Source organism: Levilactobacillus fuyuanensis, assembly GCF_003946395.1.
GTDB classification, from domain to species: Bacteria; Bacillota; Bacilli; order Lactobacillales; family Lactobacillaceae; genus Levilactobacillus; species Levilactobacillus fuyuanensis.
In genome coordinates, this window is the sequence record NZ_RHNZ01000001.1 from 40,270 (window position 1) to 64,108 (window position 23,839).

Genomic DNA, 23,839 nt, shown 5'->3' on the forward strand with positions numbered 1-23,839 from the left:
TCGTCCGGTAAGTCTAGAAGGCAACTTCGTTTTCCGCCTTACCCGTTTCAATCAATTGTTTATTGTTGTTCAATGCGAATTGGACCATGTTCTTAACGGCTGTCCGGGTGTAGAACGCGATGTGCGGACTAACCAGAACGTTCTCCCGTTTCAGCAAATTCTTCAGCCGTTCGTCTGGAATGGCATCAAAGCTCCCAAAGTCGGCGTTAAAAATACCAACTTCATCTTCATAAACGTCCAAAGCTGCCCCAGCAACTTTACCACTGTCGAGGGCCCGAATCAGCGCGTCCGTATCGATCAGCGCACCACGAGCTGGGTTCAAGATCCACACGCCGTCCTTCATCTTGCCAAAACTTTCATCGTTCAGCATGTGGTTGTTTTCCTTGGTAGCTGGTGCATGTAGGGAAATCACGTCGGCTTGAGCGTACAGTTCATCTAAAGTATCGACATAGATGCCCTGCTTTTCCAACTCTGGATTGTGGAAGACATCGTAGGCGATGACCTTAGCACCAAACCCTTGATAGATTTTCATAGCGGCCCGACCGATTCGACCCGTCGCCACAATCCCGACGGTCATCGAATTCAGTTCATCGGCAATGTCTGGTGCCCAACGCAAGTCACCATGGGCTTGCTTCCGCGCAAACGTTGGTGTCCGCCGCAATAACTGCATCAGTTGTGATACGGTAAATTCAGCAATGGCTTCTGGTGAGTATGCCGGCACGTTGGTCACCTTGAACCCGTTGCGTTTAACAGCATCGGCATCGACGTTGTCGACTCCGACATTTCGCAAAGATAAGTTTGTGATCCCATCGGCGGCTAATTGATCCAAGACCGTCGCCGTGTAAGGCTTTTGTTGATAAACCACTGCCCCGTCATAACCCTTGGCTAAATCAACCGTTGATTCATCAAGTAATTCACTCACGGCTTTAACTTCGATACCCTGGTCCTGAGACCATTCTTCTAAGTAAGGTCGTTCATCGTCACGGATGCCATAAGCAATAATTTTCACAGTAAGTTCCTCCTTCGCTTGTCTGAAAAATAACATCTACTACCCGCCACAAGTGTACCATAGTCCTTATCATTAAAGGACGAATACGCCTACTTTTCGACGGAAACTCCCTGTGCCTTTAAGAACGTTAACTTCCGTTGTCGGGACTGGTGTTTGAAGGCCCACTCAGCGTGGAGCGCATCGTGCTTGTTGTCGAAAGATTGGCTGAATAACACCTTCACTGGTCGGTGGACCTTTGTATACTTAGCTCCCTTACCAGCAACGTGAGTGGCGAAGCGTTTGGCAACGTCGGTGGTAAACCCACCATACAGAGAATTATCGGCACAGAGCAGCACGTAAAAGTAATATTTTTTTGTCGGTTCTTCAATTGATTCCTTAGCTGTTTCCATAGAGTAACGCCTTCACTTCTGGAGAATATTCGCCGTGCCCGTCATACACGATCAGGGGGTCTAAGAAGCGTAACCCCCCTGGCTTACCATCCTTGATAGCTTCGACCAAGACCATGTTGGCTTCCTTACCTGGCTTGGGATGGACCAGGCGAATCCGCTTCGGCGCCAACCGGTTGGCCGTCATCAAGTCCAAGAGCTGGAGCAAGCGGTCTGGTCGATGGACGAAATAGGCCTTGCCATTCATTTTCAGCAGGCCGCTGGTTGTCTGGACCACCGTGGCCAGATCCGTGGTGATCTCGTGGCGGGCGATTGCCAGATACTGATTGGGATTCTTCTGACTATCTGGCAGATCTTCAAAATACGGTGGATTGCAGGTCACCACGTCCACCGAATCCTTAGGAATCCATTGATTGACCTGGGCCAAATCACCTTCATACACGGTAACCCGTTCCGTCAGGTCGTTCAACGCCACGCTACGCCGCGCCATATCCGCAAGTCGTGGCTGGATCTCGACCTCGGCAATTTTTCCTCGGGTCTTACTACTCATGAACAGCCCCACGGCCCCGTTGCCGGCACACAGGTCCACGGTCTGGCTGGATTGGCGGGACGGCAACTTGGCAAAGTCGGCCAGGAGCACCGCATCCAACGAAAAGGCAAAGACCTCTGGGCTCTGGATAATTTGAATATCTTGGCTATAAAGCTGGTCGATTCGTTCGCCAGCTTGTAAATCTGGAGTGGTCACGGCCACCACCTTCTTTCATTTTTGGTTAAGATTACTTGCAACCCCGGCAGTTTTTTTGCATACTAGATTCATTAGATTCGCTGCGAGAGGAGCACGACTCATGTTTTATTCGTTTCTGCGGAACGTCATCCGCGTTATCTTATTCATCGTAAATGGAAAAGCTAAATATCTCAACCGTGAAAAATTACCAGATGGCCCCTACGTTCTAGTGGGGCCTCACCGGACTTGGTTTGACCCCGTCTACTTTGCGCTGGCCGCCAGTCCCCGGAAGTTTAGTTTCATGGCCAAGGAAGAGTTGTTCCAAAACTCCATTTTCCGATGGCTGCTCTACCATGTCAATGGTTTTTCGGTAAATCGTGATCATCCGGGCCCATCGGCGATCAAAACGCCAGTCCGGATTCTGCGGAAGGGCGACCTGTCCTTAATCATGTTTCCCTCGGGTTCCCGCCATTCGCAGGAACTCAAGGGCGGCGCGGCCGTCATCGCCAAGATGGCTAAGGTGCCACTGGTGCCCGCTGTCTATCAAGGTCCCCTGACCTTCAAGCGTCTATTCTCCAGAAAGCGCGTGACCGTTGCCTTTGGTGATCCGATCACCATTGACCGCAAGCTAAAGCTGGATGAAGCCGGTCAAGCCGACATCGAACAACAGATGCAAGCCGCCTTCAACGCACTAGACAAGCAAATCAACCCGAGCTTCGAGTACGTGGATGTCACCGGCGAGAAGAAAAAAGAAGACCATCAAGATTAAATTGAAGGCCATCATTACTAGCACACCGCTGGTGATGATGGCCCTTTTACTACTGCCATTTAAGAGCTAGGCTGCTCCAAGCCCTAAATTTTGAATCATCCACGAAACTAATCGCTAGTTAAAACGAATATTTGACTTATTTCTCAAAATCATGAGACAAATTCCGGAAAAATTACATTAGTACTAAGTGAGGGCCTTTTTCTATCGGTCTATTCCGAACAGCTAAAGGTTAAAAGCTCTGAAGCCCCGGCCACAACTGTTCTGACAACAACGGTGGAACTAAAGTTAGGTAACCTGGTGATTTCTTCGCCTTACCGGTCGGAAGATATGGACTGGAACAGTGCGAACGTAACTTGAAGCCTCGAAAGAACCGAGTCTACAAGCTTGGTTTTCTACTAAGCCAGTAAGAAATTTACTTACTGACTAAGTAGAACGACGCGCCTGAGCCCATATCTGCCGACCTCTCGGCTTACACGGTGTTCTTAGACGACTGGATAATGACTGTAACAATCATTATCAATTAGGCTGAAAACACTAAATGTCTAAGTTTTCCAACCGTTTTCGTGATAAACCCAATTAGAGCCGGAGGAGGTCAGGGATGGAGACAGCCGTGAAAGTGGGGTTAGCTGGCGATTTTTCAGCCAGCTTAGACCACGGGCGGCTTCGGAGACACGTGTTCTTCGTGGCTTCAAAGCGAGCGAGAAGACTGGTGTTCTTCCAGTCTGAAGCGTCCCCACAGCAGGCGGAATCTCTGACAGCCGGAGTGCCAATTTTGACTAATTTAACGGCGTGAATTCTTATCAATACCGGGACAAGGCAAGTATTTCATCTTTCACCCTTTAGCCTCATAAGCAAAAAAAAGGCATCCAACTCAGAATCGAATTGGATGCCAAAATCAAATATTTATCAATAAATTACCGAAAACTAGTCGACGTGTGCCGCGTTCTGCAGCTGAATCATATCGTAGTAGTACCCGTGCTGTTGCATCAGCGAATCGTTGGTCCCACGTTCCACAATCTTACCGCGGTTCAACACCAGAATCAGGTCGGCATTTTGAATTGTCGATAACCGGTGGGCAATCGCAATCGTCGTCCGGTTTTCCTGAATCCGGGACAGTCCAGTCTGAATCATGGTTTCCGTTTCAGTATCCACGTTGGCCGTGGCCTCATCCAGAATCAGAATTTTCGGATCAGTCACCACCGTACGCGCAAAGGTAATCAACTGCCGTTGTCCGGCGGAGTATTCCGTTCCCCGTTCCAATACCGGCGTCGCATAGCCTTGTGGCAACTGATCAATGAACTCATCGGCCTGCACAAAGTGGGCTGCGCGTTGCACCTGATCGTCCGAGATATCCGGATTGAACATCCGAATATTGGTCTGAATATCCCCGTAGAATAGTTGTGGTTCCTGGAGCACCAGCCCCAATTTTGTCCGCAACTCTTCAGCGGGATACTCACGAATGTCCCGGTCATCAATCAGAACTTGGCCGGATTGGAACTCGTAGAAGCGCATCAACACGTTGATCGTCGATGTTTTCCCAGAACCGGTCTGACCGACCAATGCCACCGTTTGCCCCGGCTCAACGACGAAGGACACGTCTCTCAGGACAGGATGTTCTTCATCGTAAGCAAAGGTCACGTGACGGAATTCAACCTTACCACGAGTAATTTTGGCATCCGCCACGGGATGTTGCGCGGGAGCCAACGTTTGGTCATCGACCACTCGCAAGACCCGTGAACCGGCAACCATCCCGTTTTGGAAGTCACTCAGGCTATCCATCATATTACTCATTGGACTGTAGAAGTTGTTCAGGTACGTAATGAAGGCATAAATAACCCCGGCCGCAACGACCTCATGGAGTCCACGCATCCCGAACATCCCCAACACAATGACGGTGCCCAATGCGTAGAACAGATTAATGATGGGACTCAACAGTAAGGAGTTCGTCCGAATCATGGCCTTACGCGTGTCGTAATAGGCTTGGTTGGTCGTCTCAAAGTTAGCCGATGTCCGCCGCTCTTGCCGGAATTCCTGAATAACGCTGATCCCCGTGATGGCCTCGGCCAGCTTGGTGTTCAGCTCACTCAGCCGTTCCCGCATCCGCCGATACACTTTGGAACTGTAACGCTGGTAATACCAGATCGTCACGCCCAGGAATGGCACCAACACCAGCGTCCATAACGCAACCGTCACATCCGTGAAGTACATCGCCGTAAAGGACGAAATGACCGCAAAGATGGCTAAGATCAGCGTGTTGAGCAACGCCCAGAAGTTGGAGAACGTCATCGTATCATTCATCAACCGTGAGAGAATCGAGCCCCCCGGCGTCTGGTCGAAGTAACGCATCCCCTTTTGGTGTAGCTGACTAAAGAGTTTTCGCCGAACATTTTCCAGCATGTACTCCGCACCCATGGTACTGGTATAGTTCTGCCAGAACTGCATGAGGGCCCGCGTCACCATACCAAAGAAGTATAGCCCGGCGAACATCCACATGATGGCGATTGTCGCATTACTGGTCCGTAGGTAACGGTCCATATAGGTCTGCAACAACCATGGCAGGAACACGTTGATCCCACTGATGACCGCCGACAGAATAATCGAGCCAATGAAGAACCACTTGTACGGTGCCGCAAACTTCAGCAGGCGTTTGATGACCGTCCACTGTTCCTTGGTCGTCATGCTATGCGCCCATGCGGATTCGTGCTTATCAGTCATCACTAACGCCTCCCTTCACTTGCGTCTCTAATTGTTGTTGATCAAACATTCGTTGGTACCAGCCGTGAGCAGCCATCAATTGGGCGTGGGTCCCCCGTTCGACGACCTCACCGTGATCGAGTACCAGGATTTCATCGGCCCCCATCACGGAGCTCAACCGGTGTGCAGAAATAATAGTTGTCTTGTTGGCCCGTTCGGCCTTCAGGTTGGCCAGGATTTCGGCCTCGGTCTCGGCATCGACGGCAGATAAGGCATCATCCAAGATCAACAGTTCAGGGTTGATCAGAAGGGCCCGTGCAATGGCCATCCGTTGCCGTTGCCCACCGGACAAGGAAATCCCTTCCTCACCCACTTGGGTATCATAACCCTCGGGCAACTGCGCAATTTGCCCAGACAGATCACTCTTAGCCGCGGCTGCTTCGACCTCAGCTTGCGTTGCTTCTGGTCGCGCAAAGCGAATGTTTTCGAAAATATTTGAGGAGAACAGGAAGCTCTCCTGTGGTACGTAACCGATAGCTGGTAAATAACTGTCCAGTGCATAATCCTTAATGGGATGTCCACCGAATTGAATCTCACCATCGTAGGCGTCAAACTCCCGCAGAATTAATTTCATAATGGTAGATTTCCCAGCACCGACGCGACCAACGATACCGAGGGTCTTGCCCGCCTGCAGATCAAAATCGATCCGTTGGAGGCTGGCTCCGGCGTCATCGGGATAGTCGAAGCGGTTAATGTGATAGCTCAAGGTCCCAGTTGGACGCGTCTTCAACCCATTAACCCGGTCGATGATGTGGGTCTTCTGATTCAACAGTTCCATGACCCGGTCATAACTGGCATTCCCCCGTTCCATGGTGTTGAACAGCATTCCCACGGCAAACATTGGCCAAACCATCATCGCTAAGTAGCTGATAAAAGAGACCAGGTTCCCAATGGTGATGACGTTGTGGGTCACGAACAGACCCCCGAGCACGATGGTTGCCACGTAGGACAGCGAGATAACCAGCGTAATCGCCGGATCAAACAACGAATCTAGCCGGTTCACACGCCGGTTGATCTTAATCGTCCGTGCAACCTGGCTGTCGAAGTCGGCCACATCGGCGTCTTCTTGGCCGAGTGCTTTGATGACTTTGATCCCGCTGATACTTTCCTGCGCCTTATTATTCAGGCGTGAGAAGGCCGCCTGTGATGCCCCGAAGGCCTGGTGAATCCGTTGACCAAGAAACCACGAGATGACGGCGAGAAACGGAAAGGGAATAATTGCAATCAGCGTAAGCCGCCAGTCAATCAACGTCATCATGGCGATCAGGGTCGTCCCCCCAGTGATGATGGCATCGGCAAACTGGAGAATCCCCCCGCCGGCCACCCGTTGTACGGCTTCCAAGTCATTGGTCGCGTGGGCCATCAAGTCACCGGTCCGATAATGTTGGTAGAATTCGCGATCCATCACCATGAAGTGACTGAATAGCCGATTCCGCAAAAGTTGTTCTAGGTGAGCAGCGCCCCCCCAGATGGCGTTACGCCACATATAACGCGTGGCATATTGCCCCAAAGCCGCCAGGGTGACCAAACCCAAGTCGATGGCTAAGAGCCGTCCGGTCATGGTCTGCCCGTGAATGCCGTCAACCATGTTCCCAATGATTCGCGGCGGAATAATAGCAATGATGGCCGTTAAGATCAGACCAATGATGCCGGCCAGGTAAGTCCGCCACTCCAGGCGAAAATACCAAGCCAATTTACGAAAGATACTCACGAACGTCCCTCCTTTAAGATTAAAATATGATTAAATTGTAACAGACTTTCCAATTTTACAGAAATTAAATAAAAATGCAAACAAAAAAACTCGCCCCCACGGAAACTGGAAGCGAGTCGTCAGTAAAACCAGATCTACTTTTTGTTGTGTGATTGTTGTTGCATCGCATTCATCATTTGATGTAACTTCCGTTGAGATGGTTTTTGTCCCATTTGCAACATCATAGCACGCAGTTGATCTTCGTTAATTGGCGGATTGTCTTTCAGGTAGTTTTCCATGTACTTACGGGCACCGAAGAAGCCTCCAGCAGCACAGCCAAGGCCGACAACGATGACGATAATGATCCAGATCCAAGTTGACAAGGTATTCCCCTCCTTTATAAAGTCATTCAGTTTACAATTTTACACAAATTTAACGCAAAATAAAAGAGCGAATCCATTAAAAAGACCCGCCCTCGCAATTAATTGTCCCGTAAACCCTTTTCACGCTGGATATCACGGACTTTTTCTGGCGTAACTTCCTTACCGCTTTTGTCGTAAACCTGCATCATTTCGACCTGGCTCTTAAAGCTGGCCCGGAATAACTTGAGGTACTTCTTCCGTAAGGTTGCCCGTTCTGCCGTTTCAGCAGGGGTGAGGCCTTCACTTGTTTTGGCCTTGTGGGCCAGTTCGTTGATACGAACTAATAAGGTGTCCATCGTTTCTTCAGCCATGAACAATCCTCCTTTAAGTTTATTTTTGAATTTGAGTCATCACACGCCCGCAGTTTTAACACCGAACGGTCGCGTGACGCCCACGTCACATTCCAAATGAAACTTTGACAACTACTGCCATCGCCATTTCAAGACAAGCCCTATCATATCAGGGTTAATTTCAAATTTCAATTATCAGACCGTAAATGACCTAATTTTAGTGTCTTTCGACCGATTACGTCACAAGATTGACTGACAGCTAAAATAATTAGCGCTAGCCAGCACTTCTGTTCGCCGGGTCGCCAGTGACTGTCAACCGGTTATGAATCCTGAATTAACAACGTTTACGGGACAATTATATCGTCTGTCTTGCAAACCCAGCCCATCATAAATATATTAATGTCTAGATTTAACCGAACATCTGTTTGAAAACGCTGGAAACCTATGCTACACTATGACTAAACTATACTACGAATGACGAACGAGGTGGCAGAAAAAATGAGCAAAGCTTCAGAAAGTAAACAGTTAGCCGTCCTACGCTTCATTTGGGAACGGGTCAACGAAAAAGGGTATCCGCCGACTGTCCGTGAGATTGGCGAAGCCGTCTCTCTCTCCTCAACCTCTACGGTGCACGGCCACATCGCCCGCCTAGAAAAGAAGGGCCTGCTGACGAAGGACCCAACCAAGCCACGAGCTTTGGAAGTCACTCCTGCCGGTTTAGAAGAACTAGGCGTCCACGAACAACAGACGCGAATTCCCGTTTTGGGAACCGTTACAGCCGGAGAACCTATCTTAGCCGTTCAGGAAGCAACCGACTACTTCCCAGTCCCACCTGAATTTGAACGCGATGATGATCAACTCTTCATGTTGACGATTCGCGGTGAAAGTATGATTAACATTGGTATCCTTAATGGCGACCAAGTCATCGTCCGCCGGCAACAAAATGCCGATAACGGTGATATCGTCATCGCAATGACGGAAGAAAATGAAGCAACCTGCAAACGTTTCTTCAAGGAAGCCGATCATTTCCGACTGCAACCGGAAAACGACACCATGGCACCAATCATCCTCAACAACGTCAGTATCTTAGGTAAGGTCGTTGGCCTGTTCCGCGATGACGTTCACTAGTCTTGGACCTAAAACGGCTCCCCGTCACTGACGAGGAGCCGTTTTTGATTGACTAATTTTTTGTACGCATTTTAGATAACTTTACCGTGATAATGACTTTCAGGCAACGTTGAGAAGTCGTAAGCTGCTAGAGCTTCGGCTTCCTGAACGTAGGCGTGCAGGCCCTCAGCAATCATCAAGTTCAACGTTGTATCCTTCTCGTGAAGAACAACAACGGGTTTCTTACTGTGAAAGGCATAACCAATTTCGAAAGCTGTCCCAGAATCAACCTGATCATCAACAAAGTCGACCATGCCAACCACAACGTCTGCTTGGTCGATTTGACTCACGTCCATCTGGAACGTTTGTGTTGCCCATTCAGGCGTACCCATCGTTAACCCAGGAATTTCACTCTTTCGGGGGCTAAAAAAATTTGTCACGCGGGGGTTAGCGGTTAAGGCACGTTCCACCCGTTCAATCCGTGAAATTTGCTCATCATCAAAGAATGGTCCTGCTAAATAAACGTTCGTCACACTAATCTCCTCATTTCTCTCTTATGTGTTTTATATTATACCGGAAACGTTAACTTTTAGCGACACTATTTTAATTAATATTCGGTTATAAAACGTTGTGGGTTCCTAATTTAATCAATTTGTTAATATTATTCGAGTTTAACGGTTCCAGGTAACCCCTTTCACGATATAATTATTTCATGCTATACTGAAAACAACAGAATTTTTTGGGGGGATTCACTATGATTCTTGGATTTGCCATCATGGGCGGTCTAATCACAATAATTGCAGCATTTTCACTTGCCACAGCGATTCAACACGGTGACTCAAAGGTCGGCTCGATTGTTCTCATGACACTGGCGCTGTTGGGAACCATCTTTGCTATTTGGAAGTTACCCTACTGGTCTCAGGACAATACGCCAGCAAGCCATACGGCCAAGCAGAGTCAGATTAGTTCGCAATCCGGCCAAGCCTTCTCAGCCAGTTCGAGTGGCGTGACCCAGGCCGACAACGAGCAGAGCGTCAAACAGCAGTTAGCCAAGGCACTGACAAAGTTGGGGGACGTCACTTTTGACAAATCCAGCAAAACTTACACGCTGACGGTCACCAACAGTGATCTGAAACAAACTATCGCAGCGCTAAACAAGAAGCCCAGCTTGGCCAAACAAGCCAAGTGGCCCCGTTTCGTCACGAACTTCACCAAGACCAGTGGCTCGCTAGAAAAATCACTCGGCAAAGGCTACACCCTACAGATCAGAGTGGGCAAGCAGTCCCCCGTCCTGGTATTCAAGGATGGTTACGTCGTCAAAAATCAATTTGAATAGACCAAACGCTCCCACCTCAGGAAAGGTAGGGAGCGTTTTTTAATTGTCTTATACAAAATGTTATTGTTCGCGGTATTGGCGTTGCTGGTTTTGCCGACCAGCGAGGTAGTACTGGGCGACCTCCTCACCCACGGGTAATTGCACATCGCGGCTGTCGTTGCTCAACTGGGCACGATAAATATCCTCATACTCTGCTACACTCACACGTTTGCGTTGTGCAAGTAATGTCGTCAGAGCAGCGCCATCGAATCCGCGTTGGTAGTTAGGTTGGAGTATGCCACTAAAGAACTCCCCTTCCGCACCGGAACCATAACTGAAGAAGCCCAGGCGAGCACCCGCAGTCAGTTGTCCATGCCGGAGCAGTGACAGCAAACTAAGGTACAGCGATCCCGTATAGAGGTTACCCACGTTCCGGTTATCCTCTTGGCTGGCCTCAAAAGCTGCTTTCAAGCTTTTCTGTTGGTCCGGTTGGGCCTCTGGTAGAATCTGTCGAAGCCCCTTGCGTCCCATCTTAGTAAATGGTAAATGGAAGACGAAGGCGTCAAAGTCCACAATGGTGCGGTTGGTTTGTTGCTGATAATCGGCCCAGACAGTCTTAAAGAAATCGAGGTAAACGTTGGTGGAGTACTTGCCATCAACCAGGGCTTCAGTCCGATAAGTTGGCCGCCAGAAGTCCATCACGTCTTCCGTGTGGTAACTGCTGACCATATCCAACGTCAAGATTTGAGGATCAGCCGTCACTAACATGGCAACCGCGCCGCCGCCTTGGGTAACCTCCCCAGCCGTCCGAAGACCGTACCGAGCCACATCTGCCCCAATGACCAACACTTTAGCCTGCGGATGAACGCGGACATAATCAGCGGCCAACTGAAGACCAGCCGTGGCCCCGTAGCAAGCCTGCTTCACCTCAATCGCCCGTGTTTTGGGGGACAAGCCTAGCAGATGGGCGAGATAAACGGCGCTGGCCTTAGAATTATCAATTCCAGATTCCGTCCCAAACAGAACCATCGCTACCTCGGCTTTCAATGCCGGTGTCAGGATCTGGCTAGCGGCATTGGCAGCCATTGTCACGATGTCCTGTGTCGGTGGGATCACAGCTTGTTTCGATTGCCCGATTCCAATCAAATACTTGTTGGGGTCCTCTCCCCGTGCAGTGGCCAACTCGGCCATATCTAAATAGAGACTCGGCGTATAGAACCCGATTTTATCAATACCAACACTTACAGTCATCAGTTACTTCCTCCTACGTTAGGCTTTATGTATTGTACAACTCTAGTGTGACTTCATTTTTTCAAAGTGCCCATTGCATACACCATCAGGGCAATAAACCAATCCCGTTATTTCACTATTAACCATTGTACTACATTACATTTGCCCGTCACCCGTTGACAACTGAATCTCTAAAAAGTCTTAATTTATCCAATCCAAAAAAACTGATATTCACCTTGGTGTCCACCTAGATGCAGGTGTTCTCCAGAGTAAATATCAGTATTTGTATGCTACAATTCATGAGACATCGGTAGTCCGACAATCCTTTATAAGCAGCTTTTTGTATCTAGCAATGTCTTACAATTTATGATCTTTCAACTCTTGCAATACAGACCGTAACTTTTGCTTCGTTTCCGAGCTCACTTTAGGATACTGTGGGTTCAAGGCCTGTAATCGATCAATCATAATATTGGAGACAATCAACCGAGCCACACCCTTGTCGTCTGCTGGAATCAAATACCATGGACTCTTCTTGGTTGCCGTATTTTCCAGCATCTGGGTGTACGCGTCCAGGTAGTCGTCCCAGAAGGCCCGCTCCTGCATATCGCTTGGCACAAACTTCCAGTTTTTGCTAGGCACTTCGATGCGTCGTTCGAACCGATGTGTCTGTTCATCTTTGGACAGATGCAGGAAGATCTTAACCACTTCAAAGCCTTGGTGTCGCAAGTACTTTTCGTAGTTTTTCAAGTCATGGTAACGGTGATCCCAGAATTCATCATCGACGTCCGCCACCGAATTGATTCCTGGTAGATTTTGCGTCGTCAACATTTCTGGATGGACATGACTGATCAAGACGTCCTCGTACTGGGAGCGGTTAAAGATTCGAATCTCCCCTCGTGAAGGTAAGGCTTGATTGACACGCCACAGAAAGTCGTGGGCTAATTGCACGTGCGTCGGTTCCTTAAAGCTGACCACACTCGTCCCAGATGGATTCAGTCCACTAAAGACGTGCCGAATCAGACCATCCTTGCCGGCGGTATCCATCCCCTGCAAGATTACAATGACCCCGTGCTGCTTCTGGGAATATAGTCGGGACTGCAAGTCGCTCAAGGTTGCCACGTTGGCATCCAGTGCACTGTTGATGACGGCCTGGTCCGGCCCTTTTTCAACACGCGTTGCCAACTGTGCTAAATCAATTGATTTTTCACCCGTATAACGATAACTGCTCTCAGTACTCATGCACACCATCTCCTAATATCTTTCACCATAGCATGCTTGCCAGTCGGATTCCAGCGAACATACACACTTTTTACAAAAGTTGCGGCAAAATCTTCGCGTTCTATTTTCAAGCTTGATATACTGAGGATGTAAACACTTACTTGATCAACGGAGGCCTCGAAAAAAATGAAGAAATTTACGGCATATTTTGTGCGTCATGGTCAAACGATGTTGAATCACTATAACAAGGTCCAAGGCTGGATTGATTCTCCCCTCACGGCAAAGGGTCGTGCCGATGCCAAGCGGGCTGGTCAACAGCTCAGTAACATTCCCCTCGCCGCTGCGTATAGCAGTGACTCCGGCCGGGCTATTGAGACAGCACGAATCGCACTCAAGGAAAACCCGGATAATATGAATATTGTGACCTACCAGTACCCCGAATTCCGCGAACAGTGTCACGGCTACTTCGAAGGTAATGACTTGAACCAAATGTGGCAATTCGTCGGGGCCCAGGTTGGCCTAACTTCTGAGTCAAAGGTGCTCGGCACCTATGGTTTGGAAAAAGCACGAGACCTGATTCACCAAGCCGACCTGTACGGCGAAGCTGAGAGCAACGACATGTTCTGGGAACGGTTGGACCGCGGCTTCAATAAGCTTCGGGAAAATACCAAGGATGGCGACCAGGTCATGGTCGTTTCCCATGGGATGACGATTCGCTCGATCATCGACCGCTACGCTCCTGATCTGGATGAAGGGATTGCCACCATCAACGGGAGTATTACCAAGCTAGAAATCACCGATGATGATATTCACGTTGATTTCTTCAACAAAACTGATTTTCAATCCTAAATTAACTGGAGGAGGACTACGCTATGAAAAATATCCATCGTTCCACAAATAATCGGGTCTTCGCTGGGGTTATTGGCGGAATTGCTGATCACTTTGACTGGAATCCCGGCATTGCCCGTCTAATTTTCTTCTTACTGTCACTCACTCCCTTCCCCGGAATCATTGTTTACTTGATTCTGTGGATGGTCATGGGAGATCCCGAATAATCGGCCCCAAGTCCGAGTAAAATCGGACTTTTTTCATGCTTAAAAATAAAATAATGAAAACGCTATCAAAATATTCACAATTCGATTGACGTTGCGGAAAGGTTAGTCTACAATTTGAATTAACAACTCGTTATACCCGTTATAACGGACGCTTTAAAAACTCAAGGAGGTTCTCTACCATGGCAAATTCAGAAAAAACTTTAGTCTTAGTTAAACCGGATGGTGTTGCGGAAGGACATATCGGAGATATTATTTCACGGCTCGAAGGTAAGCGCTACCAAATTACTGCGCTTAAGGTGGTCAACGCAACGACTGACCAATTAAAGCGTCACTACAGGGAGCAAGTTGAAAAGCCTTACTTCAAAGAAATCGAGACCTACATGCAGGAAGGTCCCCTCGTTGCAATCATTGTGACCGGAACTGACGTGGTTAAAGCTGTTCACAATTTAGCGGGTAAGACGCGGCCTAATGACGCCCAACCTGGAACGATTCGGGGCGACTTCGCTCACGAATATCCAGATGGTATCCTGAGAAACATCGTGCATACCGCTGATAGCCGAGAAAACGCACACCACGAGATTGCTATCTGGTTCCCAGAACTCGCCGTCGCTGCTCACCAAAAGGTAGCGACTAAGGAAAAAGTTGGGGCTAAATAGGCACTCAAAATTAAATGATTAATGTAAACGCTTGGTAAAATTTGCCAAGCGTTTTTCTTTGCCTATTTGCTACCCGCCTTTACGAACATTAACTTTCGAAGTGTTTCCTTCCAACTTGTTGTCCTCAGCCAGTTATACTTAATTTCACCTCAACCGATACAGCCCCACTAGGCATAAATTAGTATTGTTATATAGGATTCATAAGAAATAAACATACCTGTAATGGTTTTGACTTCTTAACGGACTAAACTGTTGGTAATCAGAAAGGGAGTTAGCCATATGAGTGATCTATTTATCAGCTACCAGTCAGCCGATCCCTTAGCCCATTCATTTCAAGAGCAACTCCGCGAATGGGCAGCGCGTGACTGGGACTTCCCCACAATCAGCTTTCATGAGCAGCGCTTGCCCATCAAATTCACTGGCTTTCACGCAACGACTATCAGGCGGCGTCTCCGAAAAGAAATTAAACATTCCCATCGGCTCCTCGTCATCATTAGTCGCGAAACCTGGCAATCGGAATGGACCGATTGGGAAATTGCTACGGCTCGCCAAGAAGATAAGCAAGTCTTGGCCGCCAAGCTGGACAGTACTAATATCTCCCCGCTAAGTCTATTAGAGATTGCCCCCGCATGGATTGACCCATTTGATCCTAAGATTTTGACAGATGGTATAATTTAAAAATACGCTTGCAATTATAGTCATTATTGGTAAAATATATGAGTAGTGACTTGGAGAGTTGGCAGAGTGGTAATGCAACGGACTCGAAATCCGTCGAACCGGCTAATACCGGCGCGCAGGTTCAATTCCTGTACTCTCCTTAATTGAACGGCGTTTCTTTGGAACTTCGATATGTAACCGAAGTTCTTTTTTCTGCCAAAAATTAATTATTCTTTGGAGGAATTCGTTTTGGAAATCATTTTTGTTATTTTATTTCTGATTTTTATTGTTGCCCTAGTTATTGAATTTTGGCCCTTTGTTTTGGGGGCACTCATCATTGCCGGTATCATTTATGTCCTATACCGGCTCGGAAAAAGAACATCAGAGAAACCGGCAATACCATCTGACACAGGCGCCGAACAGCTAAGTAAAATCACTTCTACCGACGATTCGACTGAAATCGCCGTCAGTGATTTGCCTGCACCCTCTGCCGATACATCCGAAGTCACGTCACAGGATTCTCAAGCAGAACATACCCCCACCACGTTATCAGACGTGACGCCAATTGCCCCCGCCTCCCCACGGCCACAACCACGGCTACACCACCTTCGCCGTAATCTTACTGACTTTGTCGTCTTCGATATCGAAACGACTGGCTTTAGTCGTATCGATGACCACATCATCCAACTTTCAGCTATCAAGTACCGCAATGATCAGCAGGTCGCGACCTTTAATAGTTTCATCAATCCCCACACGGCGCTTTCACAAAAAATCTCACTCCTGACAGGCATCACAGATACCGACCTTGTTGATGCTCCTGAAAATGATGAAGTTATCGCGAACTTCACGACCTTCATCGAAGACCTGCCTATGATTGGCCATTACATTTTTGGATTTGATTTGCCCTTTTTAATGGCTAAAGGATTTTACCGACCAGACATTTTTGCCCTGGATACTCTGCCACTGGCCCGAAAAAAGCTGCCTGACTTGCCTAACCATAAATTGCCAACATTGAAATCGTATTTTGCCATCCATAACCGTTCTCATAACTCGCTCAATGACTGTGAGACGAACGCCATTGTTTATCAACATCTCCGTGATAACCACCTCACAGCTATTACCGATAATCGGAAATTTCCGCAGACACTTGTGGGACAGCGATTCTGTATTACCGGTGAGTTTATGGAAGCCGACCGTGATGAAGTGATTGAAGACATCACCACCCATGGTGGCCGCTACACTACAAGTGTTTCCGGATTAACCGATTATCTTATCTGTGGTACTCAGACATCCAGTCGCCTGACCGATGGTATTCATAGTACCAGTGAACTTAAGGCTCTGTCATTGGCAAAGGACGGCGGTAAAATCAAACTAATTTCCTACAATGATTTCCAACAATTGTTGGCACCAGTTGCGATCTCTAACTAAAAGCGCTGTTGCAAACTAGCTTCTCCAACAGTCTCGTACAGAAATTTCAGGAATCCAGCAGTAACTGCATCGAGTAAGGCGTAATTTTAAAAAATATATTATACTGAATGTAATATTTCTAATTAGAAAGAAGTCTTTCCATGTTCAAACTCATCGGCTTGATTCTTGTCGTCGTTGCCCTAGGAATCGCACTCTACAGTTACTTCCTTTCCCGCCGCGATCAATAAGTTCGGCTGTTTACCGACCCAGTCATTTCTTATCAGGAATGACTTTTTTTATTTTTTGGTTGTTTTTTACTTGCTAAGTTAATCATTTTAATGCATAATATAACCATTAACTAATCTAATCCATTAGTTAATTAATTCACTGACGTAACTCCCAGGTATTTCCATCGTCAGTGAATTAGCGTTAATCGACTAGTGTCACCACATATTGCCTGCTGCCCCCAACCATATCGAAGGAGGTAACACCCATGTATAAACGCCTACTCGTTCCACTCGATGGCTCCAGTAACGCTAATGAAGCGCTCAAGACCGCGATTGACTTGGCTCAGGACTGGCATGCCAAACTGATTCTCCTGCACGTCATTGACATTACCCAGTTCTCCGCGCAAGGCCTGGGTGGTGGCTACGCAGCCGTAATCAAAAGTCTCCGCGATACCAGCCAAGAAATTCTAGAAGCGGCTCGTGATTACGCTGAAGAAGCAAATCTGGAAACTACGATGCTGGTTCGTGAAGGCGCACCAAAACAGATAATTGTTGAACTTGCTAACGCCACAGATAGTCCAATCGACCTCATCGTCATGGGTAAGTCCGGAACGAACGCGTTCTCCCGCATGATCGTGGGTTCCACGACAAATTACGTGGTTCAGCACGCTGAACCCAACGTGATCGTCGTCAACGACCTACCCGAACCGCACGAGTAAGTCGATTCCACCTTAAGTTGTCAACTAAAGCTTGCAGAGAGGTCCTCCCCTCTCTGCTTTTTTGTGTTTCAGGAGATTTCCATTAATCTAATTATACTTAATGCCGTTTTCATGAAAGAAATCCTGCTGACCCCCTTTTCTTCCATCCACTGACCAAGCTATAATAGACTGACGAACAATTCATAGGAGGTATTTATTTTGAAACAAACGCAACCTCGTTGGTTCCTGGTCGGCATGATGCTGATCGCCGCCAACCTCCGTTTACCAATCACCATTATTCCACCCTTACTTCCCAGTATTGAAAAATCTCTGAATCTTCCCAGTTCAATGGCTGGACTGATCACGTCGATTCCCCTGGTGACCTTTGCTATTTTTTCACCGATCATTGTGAAATTAGCACAGCGCTGGGGTAACGAGCGGACCGTCTTCAGCCTCTTCTTACTGCTGATCATCGGGACTTACCTCCGAATCATCCCCACCTTACCAGCCCTACTTTTCGGGACGTTTCTTGTCGGCGTTGGGATCGACAGTGGTAATGTACTGGTGCCAGCCTTAATCAAGGAACACATGCCCTACAAGATTCGCCTGGGAACGAGTCTGTACACCCTGTCGATGCTCCTTGTTGGGGCTATTGGGACTGCCGTTTCTGGAATCCTAATTTCTCGGACCAGTCTCGCCGCCACCCAAGCCTACTTGGGGGTCATCAGTATCATCGCTATCTTTGCCTGGTTTCCAAATATTCGTGCAAAACGGCAGGAGCCGTTGACCGATGAACAGCGATCCCACGTTCCTCACTTTCAGAGTGTCTGGCGGCAACCGCTGGGCTGGCTGATTACCTTATTCTTTGGTTTGCAGTCGTTGGTCTACTATGCGATTATTACCTGGATGCCATCAATTCTGGCTGTTCACGGCGTCTCGACCATTACGTCCAGTAACCTCCTGACACTGCTTCAAATCAGTGGTCTACCGCTCTCATTTATGGTGCCACTCCTTTTTAACAAACGCCACGGTGTCAGTATTCTGCTGAGTATCATGACGCTAGGCTATGTCGTCGCTCCGCTCACGTGGCTGATCGATACCAACTCCGTGCCCTTCCTCACCATCGTCTCGTTAGTTACTGGTCTGGGCTCCGGAGTGGCATTTAACCTCGCCATCATGTTCTTTACGGAAAAGACAACGAACCCATATCAAACGGCGGCCATCTCTGGTATGGCCCAGTCCGCGGGTTACCTGCTGGCGGCGGTCGGTCCGATTCTTTTCGGTTACTTACGACAATTCAGTGGTTCCTGGATGCCGGTGATCTGGCTACTGGTCATCTTCGCGATAGCACTGACCACCACAGGCATCATCGTCCAACGGCGCGGTATGATTCAGAATTAACTGGTTTAAAACCATCGCCTGCGGCTGCCAGAGATTCCGCCTGTTAACTTTTATGCCCAAAATAAAATGGCTTTACCATCGAGATCCGGTGGTAAAGCCATTTTTCATTATCTTAGTAAGTCATCAAACTGAAGACATCGTAGCCCTTCAGCTTGTCGCGACCGTGCAGTTCTTCCAATTCAATCAGGAAGGCCGTACCAACCACGATACCACCCAAGTCTTCGACCAATTGGATGGTTGCACCAATGGTCCCACCAGTGGCTAAGAGGTCATCGGTAACCAAAACCTTTTGGCCCGGCTTGATGGCATCCTTGTGCAGGTAGAGCGCTGACGTGCCGTATTCCAAGTCATAAGATGCCTTGACCGTTGGCCGTGGCAACTTGCCTTGCTTACGAGCAGGTGCGAAACCGATGCCCATTTGGTACGCTACAGGACAGCCAACGATGAATCCGCGGGCTTCTGGACCCACGACCATTTCGACACCCTTGTCTTTAGCATATGCGACAATTTCGTCGGTTGCGGCGTGGAAAGCCTCACCGTCCGCCATTAGTGGGGAGATGTCCCGGAACATGATACCCTTTTCTGGGTAGTCTGGAACGGAAGCAATATATTTCGTAAAATCAGTTGCCATAAGTTAAGTAGCTCCTTTATTTTATATCAATGCGGTAAGACGCTTCGTTAACGCCGCAGCCGGACAGGCCAAGAGATCTTGTTCCGTCTGCATCTGTTGTTGCCGAAGTTGGTAACTCGGGGCCGCTGTCAGATTCTTGTGCTCCGGGTGCGCCACACCATTCATGATGCCATGATCGATTGCGATGAAGCCACACTCGAAGAACACCTGAATCATGAAGACTAACTGGGTTCGTGGAATTTGCAAGAAAGTTGCCAGTTGCGCCAATTGGTGCCCCACATCTACTTGTTGATGCGTTGCAACGAACTTAAATAGTTTAGCATATTGCGAGCGAGTTGGCATCCCTAATTGCGAAAGACTTTCTTTCTTATAGAGATAAGCCGTGATTTGCGCGGGTTGCAGTTGTTTTAAAACCGTCTCTAAATCAGTCGTGGCATCCGGACAATCCACAATAAACACGGCAGAATCGGCCGGTAACTTTTCAGCCACACTTCCGTCATAAAGCAGTGCCGTCGCCGTTTCTGGTAGTTGGTTAGCTAACTGTCTGAACACGTTGTTGTGGAAGAACACGTACGTTCCGGGTTGCTGGAACATTTTTTGGTGAAGCTGATTAGTCCGTTCAACTTTTACTGAATTATCCGTTAGCCGAAGATCCTTGACCATCACCTGTAGCGAATGCCGACCCTGCCAGACATTATCCTCGATAGCACCCAGAACTGCTGCCGAATCCGGCGCCGCACTCAGAGCCGCGACTTCATTTCCAGCACCAAATTGAATAGCGTTGAGTTGATGATTGCCTTCCTGAAGCTGAAACTTCAGGTGAGACTTGTCTTTACCAATCGCCTTGATCTGCGTCAACGTCGCCGTCTCAAAGGCAAACAACGGCTGGCTGTTATCCGTTCCAAATGGTGCCAATTGTGCCAGCTCTTGATACAGATTTGACGTGACCGCACCAACCTCTAAGGAGGCCGCCACCGGCACCTCGGCCGGCCCACTTTCGGCCAGTTTCTGGTTACTTGCCTCCTGATCCAAGGCATCAGCTAAGGCACCTAGTTGCTCGCTAGGCACCGTTAACCCAACAGCCATGTGATGACCACCAAATGCCGTCATCAGGTCTCTATGACCGCCTAAGGCCTCAAAGAGGTTGAATGCGGCCACGCTTCGGCCAGACCCTTTAGCCCGACCATCCGCATTGACGTTCAGAACCAATGCCGGCTTGCCCGTCGTCTCAACGACCTTGCTGGCAACGATTCCCAGAACGCCTTCGTGCCAGTCGTGCCCACTGATAATCAGTGCGGCCCGGTCACGGTGATCGGCGTCCTCAGCTTGTGCCAAGGCCGCCTGACTGATCTGTTGGACCAGTTCCTGACGTTTACGATTCTTTTCCTCGGTCTGCTGAGCCAATTCCTTGGCCCGGGCGTCATCCAGCGTCGTCAGTAACTCGACTGCAGGACTGGCATCTTCCAGCCGGCCCAGTGCGTTCAAGCGGGGCGCAATGCCGAAGCCAATCGATTGCTCGGTCAGTTCTTCAGGCTTAATCCCCGCCCCGGTCATGAGCGCTTGCAAACCCGGCCGTTCATCTTGTTTTAACAATTGGAGACCGAAGTAGACCAACACTCGATTTTCATCGACTAATGGCACCAAATCAGCCACTGTTCCGATAGCCGCGAGGTCCAAGACATCTTGAGGAATCTCTTCGCGTAGTGCTTGCGCAACCTTAAACGCCACACCAGCACCGGACAAACCGCCAAAGGTATATTCAGCACCGGGATATCGCGGATGAATGATGGCATAGGCAGCGGGTAATTCTTGAGGAAGTTCATGGTGATCCGTGACAACCACGTCCACGCCAGCTTCGTTTGCCGCCGCAATCGCCTCATTACCAGCGACCCCGTTGTCCACCGTCACAATGAGCTGGGTACCCGCCGCAATCAGCTTTTTAAAAGCCGCTACGTTTGGCCCATAACCGTCAGTAAAACGATTGGGAATATAGGTGTTGACCTTGGCGCCCATCTCATTGAGCGTTTCGTAAAGAATCGACGTGCTCGTGACCCCGTCGGCATCGTAGTCCCCGTAGATCGTAATCTGCTGGTCGCTTCCGATGGCGTCCTCAATCCGGTCGACACCCTTTTGCATATCGTGCAGAAGGTTAGGATCGTGCAGCTGTTCCGGTCCTGGATGCAAGAAGGCATGCGCAGCATCCGGCGTTTGATAGCCCCGATTCCACAGAATCTGAGCAACAATCGGCGAAATCTCTGCGGTCTTCGCTAGCGCCTGCGCCTCCGCAGAGGGCTGGTCAACATTCTTAATGTTCCATTGGTATTGTGCGGCAATCACCAGCAAATCATCCTTTCTAAACGTTAGAAAAGCGGTGTCACTGGCACCGCTCCTCGCTATCGGTTCTTGTTATTTTTCAGCTAATCTTGCCTTTAATTCAGCGTTTTCTTTCTCTAAATCCTGCAACTGCTTTTCCTGTTGCCCGGCGATCTGCTTACTCTTAGAGTTCTGCAGACGCTTGGTCAGGCGGTCATTGTCCTTGGTCAGTGCGTCAATACGCTCATTGCTGCTCTGCTCCAAGTCCTTGTATGCTCGGTTGTGTTGGAAGACGGTGATGGTTGAAAAGAGAATCATCAAGACCGCACCGATCAGTATCGACACCAACAGAATCAAAATCAATGGCCAATGAACCGTTGTGAATCCAAAAGAAACCGGGACACTTTCCACATTTAAAATAGCAAAGATTGCCACCACGATGACTAATAAGATTGTTAAAACGATTCGCCACTGATTTTTCATTTCTGAGCACCTTCCGCAGTTATTTTTTGAAATGGCACGTTGTATTCATCAAAATCCTTGACGACCCGCGTGTTCTTAAAGACCTCACGCGCTTGCTGCTGCAGCTCTAAGGCCATCTTGCCGGTGTAACGAGCCGAGATATGATTGAGGAGCAACATCTTCACATTGGTCCGTTTAGCCAGCTCAGCCGCTTGAATATTGGTTGAGTGGTAGTAGGCCCGTGCCAACTTGCTTTCTCCCTTAGCAAAGGTACTCTCGTGAACCAGAACATCGGCGTCCTGCGTCAGACGAGACGCATTCTGCGTTTGACGAGTATCACCCAAGAGCGCAACGATTCGTCCGGGTTGACTCGGTCCCAAGAAGTCTGCACCACTCACGGTCCGACCGTCGGGTAGCGTGACGGTCTTGCCAGCCTTCAGTTGACCGTAGACTGGTCCAGAAGGAATCTGAGCCTCCCGTAGCTTTTCAACCATCAATTCTCCTGGATGATCCTTCTCGACGACCCGGTAGCCAAAGCATTCGATCCGGTGATCGAGATGCTGGGCGTAAACCCGAAATTTATCGTCTTCGAAAATCATGCCATCCGCCGACAGTTCGCGGTAGTGAATCTTGTAAGACAACTTGGTCTCGGAGACACGCATGCTCACTTCAACGAAGTCGCGAATGCCCTTTGGTCCATAGATGGTTAGCGGTTCATTGCCACCCTGAAACGACCGGCTACTCAAGAGACCTGGTAGCCCAAAAATATGGTCACCATGCAGGTGGGTAATAAAAATCTTATCGATCTTCCGCGGCTTTAACGTGGTCCGCAGAATCTGGTGCTGGGTGGCTTCACCCACGTCGAACAGCCACACTGAATTACGCTCATCAAGTAAGCGCAACGCCGTACTGGTCACATTTCGAAACTTTCCGGGTGACCCGGCGCCCGTCCCTAAAAATTGAATTTCCATATTTTTTCGTTCCTATTCTATAATTAAAGTCCGTCCACTATTTTAGGGGATTTTGGGTAAAATCGCAACTCTCAAAACCGGCCATCTCCAGTGAAGGGGATTATTGCTGGGGTTCTCTCCTAAAATTCGGTATAATCGAGGTAAGCTTGTGATTGGGGGCAACAGAACATGCGGCTCATTGACTTTAACCTGTCGACCATCGACTTGCACCCCGCCCTGCGCCTGTATTGGGAGCACGACGGCCAGCAAGTGCCGGTGGTCGACCTACAAACCAAGACTGACCAGCTTCACCTCATCACCGGAACCGGCCGACCATTAACATTGGATCAACTGCGGACCCGCGCACAACAGGTCGACCCGCAGGCCAGCCTGTTTATCGCGCAGGAACCACCCCAACGTCTCTACGGTTACCGCCTAGTGCCCCATCAAATCTTATTCGGTTGAAAG

At 48.8% G+C, this 23,839-nt stretch carries 25 protein-coding genes and 1 tRNA gene; 12 read left to right on the forward strand and 14 right to left on the reverse strand.

The window, feature by feature from the left end:
* Nucleotides 1-13: 13 nt before the first annotated feature.
* The 3 genes from EKM73_RS00180 to EKM73_RS00190 all read right to left on the reverse strand — a co-directional run bounded on the left by EKM73_RS00180 (nt 14) and on the right by EKM73_RS00190 (nt 2,140).
* A complete protein-coding gene (locus EKM73_RS00180; RefSeq protein ID WP_125700008.1) occupies nt 14-1,009 on the reverse strand; it encodes a D-2-hydroxyacid dehydrogenase in 996 nt (331 codons plus the stop codon).
* Between the two features lie 89 nt (nt 1,010-1,098).
* Complete coding sequence (locus EKM73_RS00185) at nt 1,099-1,398, reverse strand: GIY-YIG nuclease family protein (protein ID WP_125700009.1); 300 nt, start codon at nt 1,396-1,398, stop codon at nt 1,099-1,101.
* Entirely contained in the window at nt 1,385-2,140 is a 756-nt protein-coding gene (locus EKM73_RS00190) for a tRNA1(Val) (adenine(37)-N6)-methyltransferase (RefSeq protein WP_125700010.1), read from the reverse strand. The genes EKM73_RS00185 and EKM73_RS00190 overlap by 14 nt, the downstream gene beginning before the upstream one ends.
* A 100-nt stretch (nt 2,141-2,240) precedes the next feature.
* Here EKM73_RS00190 and EKM73_RS00195 point away from each other — a divergent pair, with 100 nt between their 5' ends.
* On the forward strand, nt 2,241-2,888 hold the full coding sequence (locus tag EKM73_RS00195; protein WP_125700011.1) for a lysophospholipid acyltransferase family protein: 648 nt from the start codon (nt 2,241-2,243) through the stop codon (nt 2,886-2,888).
* A gap of 924 nt (nt 2,889-3,812) precedes the next feature.
* Here the strand turns inward: EKM73_RS00195 and EKM73_RS00200 are convergent.
* From EKM73_RS00200 to EKM73_RS00215, 4 genes are all read right to left on the reverse strand, one after another.
* Nucleotides 3,813-5,603, reverse strand: coding sequence for an ABC transporter ATP-binding protein (locus EKM73_RS00200; protein ID WP_125700012.1), 1,791 nt, complete (start codon nt 5,601-5,603; stop codon nt 3,813-3,815).
* On the reverse strand, nt 5,596-7,353 hold the full coding sequence (locus tag EKM73_RS00205) for an ABC transporter ATP-binding protein (RefSeq protein ID WP_125700013.1): 1,758 nt from the start codon (nt 7,351-7,353) through the stop codon (nt 5,596-5,598). Before EKM73_RS00205 ends, EKM73_RS00200 begins: the two co-directional genes overlap by 8 nt.
* 134 nt (nt 7,354-7,487) lie before the next feature.
* On the reverse strand, nt 7,488-7,715 hold the full coding sequence (locus tag EKM73_RS00210; RefSeq protein ID WP_020088605.1) for a YneF family protein: 228 nt from the start codon (nt 7,713-7,715) through the stop codon (nt 7,488-7,490).
* Between the two features lie 98 nt (nt 7,716-7,813).
* Entirely contained in the window at nt 7,814-8,065 is a 252-nt protein-coding gene (locus tag EKM73_RS00215; protein WP_125700014.1) for a DUF896 domain-containing protein, read from the reverse strand.
* 477 nt (nt 8,066-8,542) lie between these two features.
* On the opposite strand from EKM73_RS00215, the gene lexA reads away from it, so the two are divergent.
* The gene (gene lexA, locus EKM73_RS00220) at nt 8,543-9,172 is read left to right on the forward strand and encodes a transcriptional repressor LexA (RefSeq protein ID WP_020088607.1); all 630 of its coding nucleotides are present in this window, start codon (nt 8,543-8,545) and stop codon (nt 9,170-9,172) included.
* 71 nt (nt 9,173-9,243) lie between these two features.
* Here the strand turns inward: lexA and EKM73_RS00225 are convergent, their stop codons facing one another.
* A complete protein-coding gene (locus EKM73_RS00225; RefSeq protein WP_125700015.1) occupies nt 9,244-9,684 on the reverse strand; it encodes a nucleoside 2-deoxyribosyltransferase in 441 nt (146 codons plus the stop codon).
* A 221-nt stretch (nt 9,685-9,905) separates the two neighbouring features.
* Between EKM73_RS00225 and EKM73_RS00230 the strand changes: the two genes are divergently transcribed.
* Nucleotides 9,906-10,487: a hypothetical protein gene (locus EKM73_RS00230; protein ID WP_125700016.1), complete on the forward strand. Its 582-nt coding sequence runs from the start codon at nt 9,906-9,908 to the stop codon at nt 10,485-10,487.
* A 60-nt stretch (nt 10,488-10,547) separates the two neighbouring features.
* Here the strand turns inward: EKM73_RS00230 and EKM73_RS00235 are convergent, their stop codons facing one another.
* Complete coding sequence (locus EKM73_RS00235; RefSeq protein WP_125700017.1) at nt 10,548-11,717, reverse strand: hydroxymethylglutaryl-CoA synthase; 1,170 nt, start codon at nt 11,715-11,717, stop codon at nt 10,548-10,550.
* 336 nt (nt 11,718-12,053) lie between these two features.
* Nucleotides 12,054-12,935, reverse strand: coding sequence for a PPK2 family polyphosphate kinase (locus EKM73_RS00240; protein ID WP_125700018.1), 882 nt, complete (start codon nt 12,933-12,935; stop codon nt 12,054-12,056).
* Nucleotides 12,936-13,100: 165 nt separating this feature from the next.
* Here EKM73_RS00240 and EKM73_RS00245 point away from each other — a divergent pair, with 165 nt between their 5' ends.
* The 8 genes from EKM73_RS00245 (at nt 13,101) to EKM73_RS00280 (ending at nt 19,015) form a co-directional block, all read left to right on the forward strand.
* Nucleotides 13,101-13,763 carry a histidine phosphatase family protein gene (locus EKM73_RS00245; RefSeq protein ID WP_125700019.1) on the forward strand — a complete coding sequence of 221 codons (663 nt, stop codon included), beginning with the start codon at nt 13,101-13,103 and terminating at the stop codon, nt 13,761-13,763.
* 23 nt (nt 13,764-13,786) lie between these two features.
* Nucleotides 13,787-13,969, forward strand: coding sequence for a PspC domain-containing protein (locus EKM73_RS00250; RefSeq protein WP_125700020.1), 183 nt, complete (start codon nt 13,787-13,789; stop codon nt 13,967-13,969).
* 179 nt (nt 13,970-14,148) lie between these two features.
* Nucleotides 14,149-14,625, forward strand: coding sequence for a nucleoside-diphosphate kinase (ndk, locus tag EKM73_RS00255; RefSeq protein ID WP_125700021.1), 477 nt, complete (start codon nt 14,149-14,151; stop codon nt 14,623-14,625).
* A 279-nt stretch (nt 14,626-14,904) separates the two neighbouring features.
* Nucleotides 14,905-15,303 carry a TIR domain-containing protein gene (locus EKM73_RS00260; RefSeq protein WP_125700022.1) on the forward strand — a complete coding sequence of 133 codons (399 nt, stop codon included), beginning with the start codon at nt 14,905-14,907 and terminating at the stop codon, nt 15,301-15,303.
* Between the two features lie 52 nt (nt 15,304-15,355).
* Nucleotides 15,356-15,443, forward strand: a tRNA-Ser gene (locus tag EKM73_RS00265).
* 88 nt (nt 15,444-15,531) lie between these two features.
* Nucleotides 15,532-16,710 (forward strand): exonuclease domain-containing protein, encoded by a 1,179-nt coding sequence (locus EKM73_RS00270; protein WP_125700023.1) that lies wholly within the window; start codon nt 15,532-15,534, stop codon nt 16,708-16,710.
* Between the two features lie 472 nt (nt 16,711-17,182).
* Nucleotides 17,183-17,635, forward strand: a complete 453-nt coding sequence (locus tag EKM73_RS00275; protein ID WP_125700024.1) for a universal stress protein — start codon at nt 17,183-17,185, stop codon at nt 17,633-17,635.
* Nucleotides 17,636-17,833: 198 nt separating this feature from the next.
* Nucleotides 17,834-19,015 carry a CynX/NimT family MFS transporter gene (locus EKM73_RS00280; RefSeq protein WP_125700025.1) on the forward strand — a complete coding sequence of 394 codons (1,182 nt, stop codon included), beginning with the start codon at nt 17,834-17,836 and terminating at the stop codon, nt 19,013-19,015.
* Nucleotides 19,016-19,127: 112 nt separating this feature from the next.
* Here EKM73_RS00280 and EKM73_RS00285 read toward each other — a convergent pair whose 3' ends face one another.
* The 4 genes from EKM73_RS00285 to rnz form a co-directional block, all read right to left on the reverse strand.
* A complete protein-coding gene (locus tag EKM73_RS00285) occupies nt 19,128-19,646 on the reverse strand; it encodes an adenine phosphoribosyltransferase (protein WP_125700026.1) in 519 nt (172 codons plus the stop codon).
* Between the two features lie 21 nt (nt 19,647-19,667).
* Nucleotides 19,668-21,983 (reverse strand): single-stranded-DNA-specific exonuclease RecJ, encoded by a 2,316-nt coding sequence (gene recJ, locus EKM73_RS00290; RefSeq protein WP_125700027.1) that lies wholly within the window; start codon nt 21,981-21,983, stop codon nt 19,668-19,670.
* Nucleotides 21,984-22,052: 69 nt separating this feature from the next.
* Nucleotides 22,053-22,442 carry a LapA family protein gene (locus EKM73_RS00295; RefSeq protein ID WP_125700028.1) on the reverse strand — a complete coding sequence of 130 codons (390 nt, stop codon included), beginning with the start codon at nt 22,440-22,442 and terminating at the stop codon, nt 22,053-22,055.
* The gene (gene rnz / locus EKM73_RS00300; protein WP_125700029.1) at nt 22,439-23,392 is read right to left on the reverse strand and encodes a ribonuclease Z; all 954 of its coding nucleotides are present in this window, start codon (nt 23,390-23,392) and stop codon (nt 22,439-22,441) included. The genes EKM73_RS00295 and rnz overlap by 4 nt, the downstream gene beginning before the upstream one ends.
* A gap of 168 nt (nt 23,393-23,560) precedes the next feature.
* Between rnz and EKM73_RS00305 the strand changes: the two genes are divergently transcribed.
* Nucleotides 23,561-23,836, forward strand: coding sequence for a hypothetical protein (locus EKM73_RS00305; protein ID WP_125700030.1), 276 nt, complete (start codon nt 23,561-23,563; stop codon nt 23,834-23,836).
* Nucleotides 23,837-23,839 lie beyond the last annotated feature (3 nt).